The following is a 16,167-nucleotide window of genomic DNA, read 5'->3' as shown; positions in this document are numbered from 1 at the left end:
AATAATCGACTTTTTGGTGAGGATTTGTTTATTGGCCATCATATCAAGCTAAGGGGAATGCAGTGTTTTCAATGAAAGATCCCGATCCATTGCTGGATCGGGTCTGCCGGGAAGCAGTTATTGGGTATTTTCTAGTAATGGGTTTGCTGTCTGTGTACCTCCTATTTCATAAGTTTCCTATCCCCTAAATAAGGAATGCGGAACACTAAGGTGTAGGTCACAGGCAGTACGATTAAGGTCAATACTGAAGCGAAGCCTAACCCGAAGATAATGGTAATAGCCATTGAGCCAAAGAAGGCATCGGATAACAGAGGGACCATGCCGAGCATCGTGGTTATAGCGGCCATTAGTACTGGGCGTACACGACTCACGGATGAATCAACAACCGCCCAGTAGGGATCTTTTCCGCTGCTTAACTCCAGATTTATCTGGTCGACCAAAACAATGCCGTTTTTCACTATCATGCCAGTTAAACTCAGTAATCCTAGCAGTGCCATAAAGCTAAATGGCGCATCGAAAATCAGTAGACCAGATACCACACCTATGACTGAAAGCGGCACGGTAAACCAGATCACTAGCGGTTGTCTGACAGAGTTAAACAGTAAAACAGTGATAATAAACATCGCCAGATACCCCATTGGGATTGAGCTAAAGACTGAAGCTTGCGCCTCGATAGTTGTCTCATACTCTCCGCCCCACTCCAGCTCATAGCCAGCTGGTAGAGGAATTGCTTCGATATCACTGCGGACTTTTCTAAATACTGAGTCAGCGGTCTCATCACTGCCGTTGAGCGGATCGGCCAGTACTGCAAGTACACGTTTACGATCTCGTCTCATGATGATGGGGTTTTCCCACTCAGTGGAAAACTCTGACACCACTTGAGTTGCAGGCACAAAAACCTTGTTATCGGCGCTCCAGATCTGCAGCTTCCACATGCTGTCTGCATCAAGTCGTTCACTGTCGGGAGCTCGGGCAATTATCGGCATTAGATGGCTGTTTTCGCGATATACGCCAACTTGTTTTCCGCTGAAATTCACTAGCAATGAGTCATCGAGATCTTGTTTACTTATCCCAGTTTCACGAGCCTGCGCCAGTGCTAGTTGAGGGCGGACCAAGGTGACTTGATTGCGCCAGTTATGCCTTACGCCAACGGCGGTCGGCTCAGCCTTTAAGATAGCTTCAGCCTGTGAGGCCAGTGTTCTTAATACTGCTGGATCTTCACCAAAGAAACGGGCTTCAATCTTGGCTGCTGGACTCGGGCCGTTCTCCATATACTTAAAGCGATATTCAGCTTCCGGATATTTGTGGCTAAGCTCACTCTCTAAAATGCGCATATAGCGGTTTAACGTCACAAGATCAGTCATCTCTATCAATAGTTGACCATAGGCGTTATAGCCTTTTTCTGGTACGTAGGAGAGCACGAATCTTTGCGCGCCTTGACCTATTACGCTAGTGAGGTTGACCAAGCCAATATCTTGCTCGGCCTGCTGCTGTAAAAGATCTTTCTCAATTCGGCTGAAAAGTTGTTCTGTTGCTTTAATATCTGTGCCCTCTGGCATCCACACATCGACAAAAAACATAGGTGTGTTCGAAGCTGGAAAGAAGACATTTTTCAGGTTACCCGCTCCCGCCATTGAGCCGATAAGCGCACCAATCACAAGTAACAGCGTTATCACTCGAAATCGCATCGCTAAGTTGAGGCTGCTACGGTAGAGCTGAAATAACCAGCCCTTGTATGGGTCGTTATCCTCATCTTCACTCACCTCCCCATCTTTGAACATCAAGTTACAGAAGAAGGGGGTGAGGGTCATGGCGGTGATCCAGCTGATAAACAGCGAGATCAACAGCACCTGAAATAGGGAAGCACAAAACTCACCGGTGGCGTTATCTGACAGACCGATAGGTGCAAAGGCGATAATGGCGATTATTGTCGCGCCTAGTAGAGGCCACTGGGTTTGAGTGATCACCTCTTTGGCGGTTTCTAGTCGAGTTTGTCCCCGCTTGATCCCGATTAAGATCCCTTCGGTAACCACAATAGCGTTGTCGACCAGCATACCTAAAGCGATGATAAGGGCGCCGAGAGAGATGATCTGTAACTCAATATTGAGTATGTTCATCACGATAAATGTGCCCAGTATGGTCAGCAGCAAGACTAATCCCATCAGTAGGCCAGAGCGTACTCCCATAAAGATAAGCAGTACGCCGATCACAATGGCGATGGACTCAGCGAGATTGACTAAAAAGCCACTGACAGTCTGATCGACCATCTTACTCTGATCATACACTGTGGTTAATTCGATACCGATAGGGCGCTCGCTGTCGAGCTCAAGTAGTCTAGCGTTGACCTCTTTACCCACTTCAACCACGTTGACGCCACTGGAGAAGGCGATGCCAATTGAGAGTGCATCTTGCCCGTTACCGTGATAAATATTATCCGGCGTTTCATCTAACGCTTTATAAATGTTGGCGATGTCGCCTAAATAAACCAGCTTGGTGCTGCCAGGTTTACTGATAAGCAGGCGCTCCATCTGCTCTACTTGAGTGAACTCTCCAGTGGGATGAATTCGGATCCGATTGTCACCGACCCGTATGCTTCCTGCATTTGAAACCACATTCTGGCTATTGATTAGGCTATAGATATAGTCTTGATCGAGTCCCATGGCGTTGAGTTTTTGCTGGGATATCTCAACCATCACCTGTTCATCTATTTTACCGGCGATAGTGACCTTCTTTATACCGTCGACGAGCACAAGCTCACGCCTGAGAAAGTCGGCATAATTTTGCAGCTCACGATTGCTATAACCATCACCGCTGGCATTAAGTAAAATGCCATATACATCGCCGAAATCGTCAATGACTGATGGTGTTAACACCCCTGGTGGCAGTGCGCTTGTCTTATCATTGATCTTACGGCGCACTTCATCCCAAACCTGAGGAAGCTCAGTGGCATCGTAGTTCTCTTTAATCTCAATCTCTATCTGAGATAAGCCAGCACTGTTAACTGAGGTGATATGTTTGATTGCATCGAGCTGCTGTAGCGCGTCCTCAAGGGGAAGGGTAACCTCCTCCTCAACCTGTTCAGGTGAAGCTCCGGGGTAGGCGGTGACAACCAGTGCCTGTTTAATGGTGAACTCGGGAAATTCAAGTTGGCCTAAGCCCAGAAATGAGATGCTACCACCGACTAGCAGTAGTAGGGCAAACATCCAGCTGACGACTTTATGTTTTATGGCGTATTCGGCAAAATTCATCGATTAAACTCCACGTTGCCAGCGTAGCGGCTTAACGAGCTGATCGGCTGAGAGGTACTGCACGCCAGCAACCACAACCTTATCACCTGCATCGACACCATTAAGGATCTCGATCCCCTCTGTAGTGACCTTGCCTAGTGTGACCACAGATGGAGCAACGCTTCCCTTGTCATCTTGATAAAGCCAGACGATATTTTTACCGTCTTCATCTCGCTTCATGATTGCACTGGCTGGCAAGACAGCACCAGTCTTCAGCTCTCCTGTGGAGGAGAGATCTAGCTTAAGCTCAGCGCTCATGCCTGGAAGGATCTTGACGTCCTCAGGTTGAGGCAGAGTAAACACCACTTCGTAACTTTGGGTGCCTGTGGTCACCTGAGTCGCATGCTCCTTTAAGAGAGCTGGGTAGCTTCTCTTCGGTTGATTGGCGAAGACCACCTTAGCTTGAGAGCCCAACTTATTGTTTAGCTGCGCCACCTGGCTTGCCAGAGATTCAGGTACCTGAATCACCACATCGATATTACGATCTTTCTGTAGCAGAAGAATGGCTTGATTAGCTTGCACCATCTGGTAATTATCGGTTGATATTTTAGCGACAGTACCTGCATAGGGTGCCTTTAACTCGGTGTAACTTAGCTGATCTTGTGCATTGGCCAGTGCCGCTTTCGCCGACTTTAACTGAGCCTTGGCAAGGTCATAATCGGCTTGAGAGATTAAGGTGCGACGAAGTAGCTCGCCTTTGCGTTGGTAGTCAGCTTCGGCAAGATCATACTCAGCCTCACGATTAAGCAAGGTGTTGCGTGCATCCCTGTCGTCTAAGCGAGCCAGTAGCTCGCCCTTTTTCACTGACTGCCCCTCAACTAGCGAGAGATCGACTAAGTGCCCCGAGACTCGAAAAGCGAGATCCGCCTGCTTAGTCGCGGCTACTTTAGCCGGGAATTCGCGCATGGAGGCGGCATTAATATCGCTTATCTCAAGCAGCTTAACGGGTCTTATTGTCTCAGGTGTGAGTTCAACTGACTCTGTGCTGCAACCTGCTAACATGGCGGCGGTGATAAAAAGAGGGAGTAGTTTTGGCAGGAGTGTCATAGCCCAGTTCCATATATGTGACAGAATGTAATCAAGGTTGGCAAAGATAGCAGTATCTTTTATTGAATAAAACGGGATGATGTGGAATTATAAGTTCCATTAAATGGAACCTAATAGGCTTGATTGTTAACACTAAGCGTGAGCATAGTGTATTTTGTTATCGGTTTAGCGCTCTGGAGTCGTGAGAATAGATTATGAAAACTGAAGATATCGCCCTGTTTCATCGTATTGTAGAAACTGGCAGTTTAGTGGAAGCGGCCGATCTGCTTAATCTACCCAAATCTACTGTGAGTCGTCGTTTGCAGATCTTGGAGGACGATCTCAACATCAAGTTATTTCATCGCCAGAGTCGTTCTATGACGTTAACGGCGTCGGGCAGCCATTTTTACGATAAAACCTTGTCCATTTTAGGGGATCTTGAACAGACCCTTGTGGAGTTGACCGACACGGAAGCGGAGATCGGTGGGCATCTACGTATTCTTATCTTTCCAGTGCCTGAGTTGCTCGATATTGCCAACGGCATCTTTGACTTTATGGACCATAATCCTGAGCTAACGGTGGAGCTGATTGTTAGCACTGAGCCTCAAGATATGATCCGCAACAATATCGATCTTGCCTTTATGGTTGAAGATTCATTTAATGAAAATGAGATGGTTGCTCGGGAGATGATAACTGAAGAGCTGCATTTTGTTGCTAGCCCAGATTATCTGGCTAAAGCGGGAACACCGCTGTTACCTGAAGATCTCGCAAAGCATAACTCAATTCTGTTTCGATACCCTAATGGGCGAATTTTCAATGAGGTGCCATTTGGCAATGAGATGAAAATCGCAGTGAAGGGTAACTTATGTCTCAACAGTATTCAGCTCTGTTTAGAGGCGAGCTTAACTGGACGCGGCATCGCCTTTCTTCCCTTAGCATTGACCCGAGAACACGTTGAGCGCGGTGAGTTAACCATGTTGTTTGAAGATGTGGAGCCCTATGTGGGTAAGTGCTACTTAGTTTATCCCTCAAGGCGCTTTATCAGTCTAGCTAGTCAGCGATTTATCGATCATATGATGAGTGCGCTCGAAAGCTGTAATGCAGGAAAAGGCTGTGGTCGTGAAGAGAGGTTACGTGGCTCTATTAAGTCTTGGATATAACTTAACACTAATAACCTCTGTGATTAACGAGTTGATATAGTAGAGGTGTCTATAAAAACTCGATGGAGTCGAGGAATGCCATGGCCGTTTTTTCCTCTTGAATGTCGCTATAGCTGGTCATGAAAACCAATAGATGTTCACCGACAATAAATACCTGTTGAATTAAGGTGAACTGCTCCTCTTTTACGGCCATTGTCATCGTCATCTGATAACCACGTTTGCCATTTTGATCGATAAAACCGCGCTCTTGTTCCATCATTAAGCTATTGTTGGCAATATTACCGTAGATGGAGCCTAGTTGATCAAATTTCTCAAATTCATCAGGAATGAACTCTATGTCTGACTCTTCAAAATTTTCCATGGTGGAACTTACTGAGAGCGCCACCATTACAATTGGATTTTCTTTGTTTTTTTGAGAGATGATTGATTCGATATCTGTGGTGCTATCAGTGTCATATTTGGCATGGGCACCACTGAACATGTCGACTTTAACGGGAACTGTCGACAGGTAATAGCCAGTGAGAGGGAGGGGAGCGAACCACTTTAGGTAAGTGAAGCTAATGATTGCAGCTATAGCAATTAGTTTAATGAGGTTATACATATCTATCCTTACATTCCATGTATGGGACTACATCAGTGTAAGCTTACTGTTTTAAAAAGAGGAAAGCCATTAGGGGTTGGTAGTTTTTTGAGCTTAAGCTTGGATATATACCCAAACTACCTGGAAATGCTCGTTTCAGAGGCGTTGTGCGAGTTCACTTCTAGACGCATTGGCGTAGAAATGGCTCCCCCTTTTAAGTCAATGCAACAACGAAGTGGGCTTGCACAAAGCCTTCGTTGATGGGTTTTAATGCATTTTATTCTGCGTTATTGATTTTGCTAAGGGAACAACCATTAACTACAAACAATGCCTTGCCTAAAATGCATTAAATTCCCACTGAATCCTGCATTTCCAAGTAGCTTGGGTATAACTTAACTTTATAAAGTTGCTGCATATATCTGCTGATTTGTTAATCTATTTTCTTACAAATGACAGCGTTGTCTTTAGTGGTTGTAGTGATGACGATGCTGTTAACTTCTGTGATGGCATACATCAAAACATAACGAGACAGAAAGGGAATAGTGCTCATGGCGTTAATTGGGTTTAGCAAAGTATCAAGGTATAGCGAGCGAGTTATGTTTTGGAGTGTGCCGTTATTAGTGATCTGTGCAGTACTGTTGCTATCGGCTTGTGGGGGGCGTGGCTCTGCAAATCAAGCATCGATAGACAAGGCACCCGTTGAGCACATTAACCCTAGGGCGAATATTGAGATAGCAGGTGTTGATTATAAGCCCATATTAGATGAGCTTGATTTATCTAGCTACTGGATAGCGACAAGTGAGCCTACTGAGCCTATGTTGTCCGCGCTTAGTACTCAACTTGCTAGCTTGTCAGATATCTTTGCCAAGCAGTTCTCCCTTGAAACCTTTGCGATGGGGATCCGGCTGGATCCTTTGCAAGAGCAAGCCATTATCATTGATGTTTCAGCGTCAAAATTAGGCCAAAGCCGGTTGATAGTCACACTGGCGGAGAGCTTGCCAGACAAGGAGCTGAGTCAACCGCTGGCAACTGGTATCTATTTAGCATTAAGGCGAGCACATCAAGCCGATACAGATCTACTTGAAAAGCTCGTGAGTCATGGTTTAGCACTGCATTTTGTAGAGTCAGAACTTAAGCCAGAAGTGCTTTATCAAGATGTTCAAATATCGAAACCAGCACTTAATGACGCGATAGACCTAGCTAAAAAGGCGCTCAAGACGGGGGACGATATCAAGGCTTGGTTTGATCCTGCAACCCATGACTTTAAAGATAATGGTACAGGGTGGAAGTTAGCTTACTACCTGACAAGTCAGCACTTTAACCGTTACCCTGGGAGCAAGGCTGCGAATACTTTCTCGCTTGATGCTGAGCTATTTAGCGTCAACTTAGCTGCACCAGTTAAACTCTCTCATAAGTCTGCGCAATATGTCAGAACCAGTGATGTAGTAGATCAAGTGAGTGTGAGTGAGCTGACAAGGCAGGCCAGTGATTTTTTAGGTAGCTATTTTTTAGAGGGGTGGAATCAAGAGAAGCTTATCGCATTAACCTTCGATGATGGGCCATCAAGCTATACGACTCAAATATTAGATATTCTCTCCCAGAGAAAGGTCAAAGCTAGCTTCTTCTGGATGGGATTGAACATGCAAACGAACCAATCGATTATGGAAAGAGCGCTGAGTGAGGGGCACACACTTGCCAACCATAGCTGGAGTCATCCACACGGGCGTGAGTTAAGTGATCAACAGCTTTGGCAAGATCAGGTTTGGAAGACAAATGAGCTGTTTCAAGACTCACTTGGGATCACGCCGCGATTTTATCGCCCACCCTATGGCGAAATAAGCGATGAGCAAATAGCCTTTCTTGATGAGAAAGGGATGAAGGTTATCTTGTGGTCGGTAGATACTCGAGATTGGAACTCGCCCATTGTTACCTCCAAAAATATCAGCGACGTGATGATTAATAACCATCATCCAGAAGTGATTAACTTGATGCATGATGCGGGCGGTGATAGGCAAAGCACCGTTAATTCACTGCCAAAGATTATCGATTATTACCGTAGCCAAGGTTACCGTTTCGTTAACTTGCAAGAGATGCTCGGTATAAGCGACAGAAGCTAGTACGCTGATTAGCGCTGTGGTCTTGTCTTAATCTGGGGTGACAAGACAATGCTCCCCAATGGTGCGAGCAGTTGCTCCTGCTGCCATTGATTTATCATTTATCTGGGGTGACAATGATCCCCAATGGTGCGAGTAGTTGCTCCTGCTGCCATTGATTTATCATCACCCCTTCAAGTTTGACATTACGCGGGTCGAGTCCCTCAAGTTCCACTCGGCATAAGTTACAAGCTTCAAGCTCGAAAGTGCCCCACTGGGATTGAGAGAATTCACCGTCACTGAGATCTGAGCCTTTCATCGACGCACCCAGCAGGTTAGCACCACGCCAACGATTTTCCATCAGCTCGCACTTTTCTAGCAAGGCACTCTCTAAATTGGCGTAGGCCAGATTACAGCCTGTTATATAGGCGGAGCAGAAAAAGGTTTTATGGGTGATGTGATTGGCAAAACTGGCGCGGCCAAAGTCGGCGCCTTGTAAGTTACACTCTCGCAGCTCAATACCGAAGCAGCGGGCACCAGTAAAGTTGGCCATGCTCAGATCACACTGCTTAAAGCTGGCACTGGTGAGTGTGGCATAGTTAAACAGGCATCCTTGGCTATCGCCCCGCTCGACAAATCGGCAGTGAATAAAGCTTGAGTCACTTAGATCTGCACGACTAAAGTCACAGCGGTAAAACTCACAATGCTCGAAAATAGTATCTTGTAGATCCTCTTCGTTAAAACGAGTTTCAGTGAAAACCTTGTGACTGATCTGCATCTCTATCTTCCTAGTTTAAATTGGCTTCTACTGAATGGTATTAGGCTGTTGACGGCTCTGCTTTTGGCGGCTCAGAGATTTTCGTCGCCAAGATATAGCAGGCGATACCAATACCTGTGTTGGTGATAGGAAGCGCCATCAATAAGCCTTTAACTCCCCCAAGGTATGAGCCTAATGCGGCCAGTGGCAGCATAATGAGGAAGAGGCGACACACGTTCAGTACCAGTGAGCACATCGGCCTGTGATAAGCGTTCAGAGAGGTGGCCAGTAAGATCACTATGCCCAAGGGACCATAAGCCGCGGGGAGCATAACGATATAGAAGGTTAACCACTCAATGACCTGGGGATCGCTACTAAAGAGCTGGGCAATAGAGCCTGCAAAGAAGTAGAGTGGCAGATAGAGTAAGGTCTGAAATATTAGTACAAACTTGAGTGAAAACAGCAGGGCGTCTCGGGCACGTTCAGTTTGGCCCGCTCCTAAGTTTTGCGCAATAAAGGGCACTAAGCTCGATGATAGTGCCATCACCACAATTAACAGCACAGACTCAAGGCGTGTTCCCGCACCAAAGGCCGCTACAGCACCATGATCGATACGGGCTAACATGGCCATAATGATGGCATTGGCCAGCGGATTCATTAGATTCATCAAGGCGGCGGGCTGAGCAATATGGGCCAGCTTTTTCCAGTTAGATCTGAATCTTGCCATATTGAACTCGGCAAACTCCACCAGATGACGTTTAAAGATAAGCAGGTAGCTTGAAAGTGACAGTGCCACTATCCAAGAGATCACCGTTGCAATCGCGGCTCCTTCAATCTCTAAACGGGGAAATGGGCCAATACCGAAGATAAGCAGCGGATCTAGAATTAGGTTAATCAGTGCGGCTAACATCATAATTTTAGCAGGCGACTTGGTATCGCCAGTGGCGCGAAGTCCTTGATTACCCACCATCAGCAGCACCAGTAGTGGCGCCCCTAAGTACCAGATAAACATATAGTCATAGATGAGCGGCAGGCTCTCACTGTTCGCGCCAAGCAGGCTAAATAGCGGTCCGATACAGAGGCTTCCAAGCAGTGAGATAAACGCGGTCAGGAAGAAGGTTAGTAGCAGAGAGTCGTGTAAAAACACCTTAGCTTTTGGCGCTTGGCCACTGCCAATTAGCCGGCCTAAGTTGGTTGATACCCCAGCGCCTATGCCGATGGCGATACTGGATATGACTAAGGTTACCGGGAAAGTAAAGCTTATCGCCGCTAGAGATTCTGTCCCTAACTGACTGATAAAAAACGTGTCGACGAGACTGAACCCCAGAATGGTTAAGATACCAATCAGGTTCGGGAGGCTCATATTTAGCAGTACACGACCAATTGGCTGGGTAAGCAGCCCGTGTCTGTCTCTCATGGGGAAGTCTTGCCTTATTACTGAAGGAGGGCAATTCTAGCAGGATTGCGCCACCATTTATAAACCGCAGTTAAAAAAAATCGCTTTTTTTTTGTAAAGGCCTTGGATCTGAATCCCACGACCCCCATATATCGAACATCAAGTAGCAAAAATTACCCTAATTTATTGCTGCATTTATTAAAAATTGCCAACCTTTGTTGGGCTAAAAAATCATTAGGAGCATCCATAGATGAATATTCGTCCATTACATGACCGTGTCATAGTTAAGCGTTCAGAAGTTGAATCAAAGTCAGCCGGCGGCATCGTACTTACTGGTAGTGCGGCTGAGCAATCGACTCGCGGTGAAGTACTTGCAGTAGGCAATGGCCGAATTCTTGAAAATGGTAGTGTACAGCCACTAGACGTAAAAGTTGGCGACATGGTGATCTTCAACGAAGGTTACGGCGTGAAGAAAGAAAAAATTGATGGTGAAGAGGTTCTGATCCTTTCAGAATCTGACCTTATGGCTGTAGTGAGCTAAATCACTTCATTTGGACATTTTTCTAACCTCAGGTTTAGATAAACCCGCGGTAATTTAAAAAGAATTTAAAGGATAATTAAAGATGGCAGCTAAAGAAGTATTATTTGGTAATGACGCTCGCGTAAAAATGCTTGCAGGTGTTAACGTACTAGCAAACGCAGTTAAAGTAACTTTAGGCCCAAAAGGTCGTAACGTAGTACTAGACAAGAGCTTCGGTGCTCCACTAATCACTAAAGATGGTGTTTCTGTTGCTAAAGAGATCGAACTTGAAGACAAGTTTGAGAACATGGGCGCACAGATGGTGAAAGAAGTTGCTTCTAAAGCCAATGATGCTGCTGGTGACGGTACCACTACTGCTACTGTACTTGCTCAAGCCATCGTTACCGAAGGCCTAAAAGCCGTTGCTGCTGGCATGAACCCAATGGATCTTAAGCGCGGTATCGACAAAGCGGTTGTTGCTGCTGTTGCCGAGCTTAAAAACCTATCTCAAGAGTGTGCAGACACTAACGCTATCGCTCAGGTTGGTACTATCTCAGCTAACTCTGATGAGACTATCGGCGAAATCATCGCAACTGCGATGGAGAAAGTGGGTAAAGAGGGCGTGATCACCGTTGAGGAAGGTCAAGCACTAGAGAACGAACTAGACGTCGTTGAAGGTATGCAGTTTGACCGCGGTTACCTATCTCCATACTTCATCAACAAGCCAGAGACTGGCAGTGTTGAGCTAGAAAGCCCATTCATCCTGCTTGTTGATAAAAAAGTATCAAACATCCGTGAATTGCTACCAATCCTTGAAGGTCTAGCTAAAACAGGTAAGCCACTGCTTATCGTTGCTGAAGACGTTGAAGGTGAAGCATTAGCAACACTCGTTGTGAACAACATGCGTGGTATCGTTAAAGTTGCCGCTGTTAAAGCACCTGGTTTTGGTGATCGTCGTAAGGCGATGCTACAAGATATCGCTATCTTAACTGGCGGTACTGTTATCGCTGAAGAGATTGGCCTAGAGCTTGAAAAAGCGACCCTAGAAGATCTAGGTACAGCTAAGCGCGTTATCATCACTAAAGATGACACTACTATCATCGACGGTACTGGTGAGCAAGAGCAGATCCAAGCACGTGTTGCACAGATTAAAGTACAAGCTGAAGAATCAACGTCTGATTACGACAAAGAGAAGCTTCAAGAGCGTATGGCTAAACTTGCAGGCGGCGTAGCCGTGATCAAGGTTGGCGCAGCCACAGAAGTTGAAATGAAAGAGAAGAAAGCTCGCGTAGAAGATGCACTACACGCGACACGCGCTGCTGTTGAAGAGGGCGTAGTTGCTGGTGGTGGTGTTGCACTAGTACGCGTAGCAAGCAAAATCGCTGACGTTGAAGTGATCAACGAAGATCAAAAGCACGGTGTGGTTATCGCACTGCGCGCGATGGAAGCGCCACTGCGTCAAATCGCAACCAACGCAGGCGAAGAGAGTTCAGTTGTTGCTAACAACGTCAAGAACGGCTCTGGTAACTACGGCTACAACGCTGGTAACGACACATACGGTGACATGCTAGAGATGGGTATCCTAGACCCAACTAAAGTAACCCGTAGTGCGCTACAATTCGCAGCGTCTATTGCTGGTTTGATGATCACTACCGAAGCTATGGTTGGTGAAGTACCACAAGAAGCTGCTGGTGCGCCTGATATGGGCGGCATGGGTGGAATGGGTGGTATGGGCGGAATGGGCGGCATGATGTAATCTAACTGGTTAAAATCGGTGATTACTGCGTTGCTGCTCGCTCGTGTAGGTGAACTACACGTCGCTCACAGCGCCTTGTACTAACACGATTTTTCCTGCGTTAGATGATTATGTTGGTCTGAGCCTAAAAGCTAAAGCTAAACGAATGAAAGCCCCGATACCTTACGGTATCGGGGCTTTTTAATGTCTGGAACATTTATGCCACACACCATGGATAGGTGCGGTATTCACATGGATTTCTTGCAACAAAGAGTTATCCTGGGAGTATATGGATGTATTAAGAGAGGGTTTTCTTGGCCGTCATCCCGGCGAAGGCCGGGATCCACTGCTTTGTTCTTGGTTTGTAAGCTAATCAAGCTACATTTTTAGCCGATACTCGAAATAGACTTTATCTTTTGCACTGATGTTAACTCATTTGCTTAATTTTAACTCCGCGTTTGCTATGCGTTCCATCATTTGTGCATCCGTATCACCTGTGAAATTTATCCAGCGTTTGTAGGTGTCTATTGCTGCTTGATAATACGTTTGCTGGTAATTTAAGTCGGCGAGTAGTCTCATAGCAGCTGCATGATCTTTATCTGCTAAAAGTTGTTTTTCAGTCGCAGTAGTTAAGTAGTTAATTGCAGAATTAAAGTTACCATTTTCAGCCGCAAAGTTGCCAATAAGCCGATTAACATAAGCCTGTTCGAATGGCGTAGATGTTTTGATATTTTTAGCGGTTAATAGCGCCTGCTCTGGGTCTCCTTTTAAATAAAGTTGGAAGCTATGAGTTATTGACTTACGTAGTTTTTGGTCTGTGATGAGTTGGTTTTTATTCGGCGGACGAGGGATAAAATTGCTCGTAAAAGAATCAGACTTCACCTCATTTTTATCGCTTAAGGTAAAGTCGAGTTGGATCGTTTGTCCATGTTGATGTACGGCCTCGCCATTAACTATTTTGGGTCTATATTCCCATTTACTTAAAGATTTGATAGCCGCTTGATCGAATACACCTTTTGGGGAAGATTTCAGTACGCTAATATTTTCAGTGTTGCCTTGTGCATTGATATCGAAATTTAACTGAACCCAACCTTCAATTCCTTTATTAGCCGCATCAATGGGGTATTGAGCTGGAGAGGGCTTTACCATTGGCCTTTTGCTCAATTTTGATAGATTGTTTTTCTGAGTGACTATGGTTTCGGAGGTGGAGTGGCTGCCTACGGTTGCGCAACCGAAAGTTAGTAAAATCAAACTGAGAGTAATAAGTTGTATTTTCATTATTTTGCTACTTCCTTTACTGGTTGTTTTTGTTAGCTAGAGGTGAGACAGCTTTTTACTCGTCATTATGGCGCTATAGATAACTGGGACCAGAGTAAAATTCCTCTTTAATTGATTTATCCTGCGTAAAATACTTTGCTGATCTGTAGCCTAAAAGCTTAATATTTAAATCACAACAGCTAATAAATGAGTTTGAGCATAGATTTAATACCCAAATTGGCGGCTTGATTTTGTATTTGGTAAACTGAAAATTCAATGGAGTGAAAAGTAAGGCTGCTAGCCTTAATATATGAAGAAAATAATGTTAATAGCTGTCTTTATAGTGACAGTAGCTTCTTGTTGTAAGCAACCAGAAATACAGCTTTACAATAATCCAGAAATCGGATTAAAAATGAGTTACAACAGTTCATGGAAATCCCTCAATGACTCAACTCTTCGTGAAGCTCTCGTTTTAGCAGAAAAGCAAATGACAATCCCACATGAAGCGGCAGGCTATGTTAGAGACTTCATTCCTTTGACGCTATTACGCTTGGCTAAATCGCAGGAATTCGATGGTATTGCCCATAACTCTATTATTCATGTTATAGCCACACCAATTCGAAAAGGTAGTAGGGGTATAGTGGATCGCTTGATTGAAGAGCAAGTTACTGAGCTTAGGTTAACCTTTCCGGATGTTATTACAATAAACAATGCCCTACCGATGCCAGAGTACCCATTGATTAATAACTTTTTGAGTATTCAACTTAAAGATAAGCGAGTCTTTTCTCAATACCAATATGCTTACTGGTATCCCCCATATTTAGTTCAAATAGCTTTATCTTTCTCGCATTCTGATGATGAGCAGGAACTCAAAAAAATCATAAATTCTTTAAAGATTGATATCTGATAGGTGGAATAAAATAACATGGCCACCCATGATTCTGTATGAATTATCTAGTAGTGACTAAGCTTAATTTATCGTTGCTGGATTGAGGTTGCTATGGCTAGACCAAGAAGTATGTTAGTGAGTGTGGAAGATACCCCATTTTATCACTGTGTGTCTCGATGTGTACGAAAAACCTGGCTTACAGGAGTTGATAAGTATACTGGTCAATCTTATGAACATCGCCGAGAGTGGGTTGAATCTAGGCTCCTTGAGTTGGCCACTATTTTTGCCATCGATGTCAGTGCTTATGCAGTGATGTCCAATCACTTGCACTTAGTGTTGAGGGTTGATATCTATGAAGCGAATGCTTGGACAGATAGAGAGGTTGTGGAACATTGGCATAACTTGTTTAAAGGAACGGATATCACCCAGAAGTTTGTTAAAGGTGAAGTGATAGAAAGCTTTGAAGTTGGCCACCTAAAGCATTCTATAGCGCAGTATCGAAGCCGATTGAGCGATATTAGTTGGTTTATGCGGGCACTCAACGAGCCGATAGCTCGCATGGCAAATAAAGAAGATAACTGTACGGGTCGCTTCTGGGAAGGGAGGTTTAAATCCCAAGCCCTGCTTGATGATGCAGCAGTATTAGCTTGTATGGCGTATGTTGACCTCAACCCTATCAGAGCTAAGGTGGCTAAGACGCCAGAACAATCAGATCACACGAGTATTCAGCTGAGAATCAAGTCTGCGATGAATGGTAAGCAGCCAGCTACATTGCTGCCATTTGTGGGTAATGAGTACAAATATATGCCAAAAGGGTTGATGTTTAACGCTCAAGACTACCTGCAACTGCTTGATGATACCGGGCGTATTATTAGAGGTGATAAGCGTGGAGCTATTAACCAAGCTTCAAAGCAGATACTTGATAGACTCAATATTCCTCAAGAGAATTGGATAAAGCTCACCACCGAATTTAGTCGATTATTTAAAGGTGCTGTCGGAACACTGCAAGCACTTGATATTTATTGTGAGCATCTAGAGCGTAAACGAAGGCAAGGTGCAGCAAACTGTCGTAAATGGCTTGATGGCACTTAGTTAGTCTTTGTAACATGACGTTCATTTAAACGACTCCAATCACCTAGATTAGTAACCGAGTGCTCACTCGGTTTTTGTGTTGGTTGATTTTGAGCTTTTGAGTTGAGGTTTTAGCGATAGAGGAGCGACAAGCTGAAATTTATAGCCAGTGTGGCGTAAATAGTTCTGAATTATCGAGTTTAGGCCGAAAAGCCTATTTCTTCTGAATAATAAGAAATAATTATGGGTGGCTATGTTTTGGATATTCGTGGTGAACTGTATTTTCGACATAATATGTCGAAATTATATTGTTTTATGTGTATTCTTTAACTGGTTTATAAATAGGGTTAAGGAGAACCAATGAGATTAGTTAGTCTATTTTTTTGCATTACAGTG

At 44.8% G+C, this 16,167-nt stretch carries 12 protein-coding genes; 6 read left to right on the top strand and 6 right to left on the bottom strand.

The features are described from left to right. Window positions 1-161: 161 nt before the first annotated feature. Window positions 162-3,248: an efflux RND transporter permease subunit gene (locus K0625_RS03650; RefSeq protein ID WP_220108418.1), complete on the bottom strand. Its 3,087-nt coding sequence runs from the start codon at window positions 3,246-3,248 to the stop codon at window positions 162-164. Window positions 3,249-3,251: 3 nt separating this feature from the next. Continuing rightward, window positions 3,252-4,334 carry an efflux RND transporter periplasmic adaptor subunit gene (locus K0625_RS03645; RefSeq protein WP_220108417.1) on the bottom strand — a complete coding sequence of 361 codons (1,083 nt, stop codon included), beginning with the start codon at window positions 4,332-4,334 and terminating at the stop codon, window positions 3,252-3,254. Between the two features lie 194 nt (window positions 4,335-4,528). Between K0625_RS03645 and K0625_RS03640 the strand changes: the two genes are divergently transcribed. Beyond that, window positions 4,529-5,473, top strand: a complete 945-nt coding sequence (locus K0625_RS03640) for a LysR family transcriptional regulator (protein ID WP_220108416.1) — start codon at window positions 4,529-4,531, stop codon at window positions 5,471-5,473. Between the two features lie 49 nt (window positions 5,474-5,522). Here the strand turns inward: K0625_RS03640 and K0625_RS03635 are convergent, their stop codons facing one another. Next, window positions 5,523-6,074, bottom strand: a complete 552-nt coding sequence (locus K0625_RS03635) for a hypothetical protein (protein WP_065204217.1) — start codon at window positions 6,072-6,074, stop codon at window positions 5,523-5,525. A 575-nt stretch (window positions 6,075-6,649) separates the two neighbouring features. Here K0625_RS03635 and K0625_RS03630 point away from each other — a divergent pair. Beyond that, window positions 6,650-8,170, top strand: a complete 1,521-nt coding sequence (locus K0625_RS03630) for a polysaccharide deacetylase family protein (protein WP_220108415.1) — start codon at window positions 6,650-6,652, stop codon at window positions 8,168-8,170. A 94-nt stretch (window positions 8,171-8,264) separates the two neighbouring features. On the opposite strand, the gene K0625_RS03625 is transcribed toward K0625_RS03630, so the two are convergent. Then, the gene (locus tag K0625_RS03625; RefSeq protein WP_220108414.1) at window positions 8,265-8,924 is read right to left on the bottom strand and encodes a Qnr family pentapeptide repeat protein; all 660 of its coding nucleotides are present in this window, start codon (window positions 8,922-8,924) and stop codon (window positions 8,265-8,267) included. A 40-nt stretch (window positions 8,925-8,964) separates the two neighbouring features. Further along, on the bottom strand, window positions 8,965-10,320 hold the full coding sequence (locus K0625_RS03620) for an MATE family efflux transporter (RefSeq protein WP_220108413.1): 1,356 nt from the start codon (window positions 10,318-10,320) through the stop codon (window positions 8,965-8,967). A 229-nt stretch (window positions 10,321-10,549) separates the two neighbouring features. Here K0625_RS03620 and K0625_RS03615 point away from each other — a divergent pair, with 229 nt between their 5' ends. Both K0625_RS03615 and groL read left to right on the top strand, forming a co-directional pair. Then, window positions 10,550-10,840 (top strand): co-chaperone GroES, encoded by a 291-nt coding sequence (locus K0625_RS03615; RefSeq protein WP_012326890.1) that lies wholly within the window; start codon window positions 10,550-10,552, stop codon window positions 10,838-10,840. 82 nt (window positions 10,841-10,922) lie between these two features. Further along, window positions 10,923-12,575 (top strand): chaperonin GroEL, encoded by a 1,653-nt coding sequence (groL, locus tag K0625_RS03610; protein WP_220108412.1) that lies wholly within the window; start codon window positions 10,923-10,925, stop codon window positions 12,573-12,575. 411 nt (window positions 12,576-12,986) lie between these two features. Here groL and K0625_RS03605 read toward each other — a convergent pair whose 3' ends face one another. Next, on the bottom strand, window positions 12,987-13,832 hold the full coding sequence (locus K0625_RS03605; protein ID WP_220108411.1) for a TonB family protein: 846 nt from the start codon (window positions 13,830-13,832) through the stop codon (window positions 12,987-12,989). 301 nt (window positions 13,833-14,133) lie between these two features. Between K0625_RS03605 and K0625_RS03600 the strand changes: the two genes are divergently transcribed. Further along, window positions 14,134-14,718 carry a hypothetical protein gene (locus K0625_RS03600; protein ID WP_220108410.1) on the top strand — a complete coding sequence of 195 codons (585 nt, stop codon included), beginning with the start codon at window positions 14,134-14,136 and terminating at the stop codon, window positions 14,716-14,718. Window positions 14,719-14,811: 93 nt separating this feature from the next. Beyond that, the gene (locus tag K0625_RS03595) at window positions 14,812-15,792 is read left to right on the top strand and encodes a transposase (protein WP_220108409.1); all 981 of its coding nucleotides are present in this window, start codon (window positions 14,812-14,814) and stop codon (window positions 15,790-15,792) included. Window positions 15,793-16,167 lie beyond the last annotated feature (375 nt).

The organism is Shewanella nanhaiensis, assembly GCF_019457885.1.
In the GTDB taxonomy this organism is placed as follows: Bacteria; Pseudomonadota; Gammaproteobacteria; order Enterobacterales; family Shewanellaceae; genus Shewanella; species Shewanella nanhaiensis.
Note: the sequence above shows the minus strand (reverse complement) of the source record. Positions and strands in the feature narration are given on the sequence as shown.

Coding starts and splice junctions, on each gene's coding strand:
- K0625_RS03650 (WP_220108418.1), bottom strand. CDS start 3,248: ATGAATTTTGCCGAATACGCCATAAAACATAAAGTCGTCAGCTGGATG.
- K0625_RS03645 (WP_220108417.1), bottom strand. CDS start 4,334: ATGACACTCCTGCCAAAACTACTCCCTCTTTTTATCACCGCCGCCATG.
- K0625_RS03640 (WP_220108416.1), top strand. CDS start 4,529: ATGAAAACTGAAGATATCGCCCTGTTTCATCGTATTGTAGAAACTGGC.
- K0625_RS03635 (WP_065204217.1), bottom strand. CDS start 6,074: ATGTATAACCTCATTAAACTAATTGCTATAGCTGCAATCATTAGCTTC.
- K0625_RS03630 (WP_220108415.1), top strand. CDS start 6,650: ATGTTTTGGAGTGTGCCGTTATTAGTGATCTGTGCAGTACTGTTGCTA.
- K0625_RS03625 (WP_220108414.1), bottom strand. CDS start 8,924: ATGCAGATCAGTCACAAGGTTTTCACTGAAACTCGTTTTAACGAAGAG.
- K0625_RS03620 (WP_220108413.1), bottom strand. CDS start 10,320: ATGAGAGACAGACACGGGCTGCTTACCCAGCCAATTGGTCGTGTACTG.
- K0625_RS03615 (WP_012326890.1), top strand. CDS start 10,550: ATGAATATTCGTCCATTACATGACCGTGTCATAGTTAAGCGTTCAGAA.
- groL (WP_220108412.1), top strand. CDS start 10,923: ATGGCAGCTAAAGAAGTATTATTTGGTAATGACGCTCGCGTAAAAATG.
- K0625_RS03605 (WP_220108411.1), bottom strand. CDS start 13,832: ATGAAAATACAACTTATTACTCTCAGTTTGATTTTACTAACTTTCGGT.
- K0625_RS03600 (WP_220108410.1), top strand. CDS start 14,134: ATGTTAATAGCTGTCTTTATAGTGACAGTAGCTTCTTGTTGTAAGCAA.
- K0625_RS03595 (WP_220108409.1), top strand. CDS start 14,812: ATGGCTAGACCAAGAAGTATGTTAGTGAGTGTGGAAGATACCCCATTT.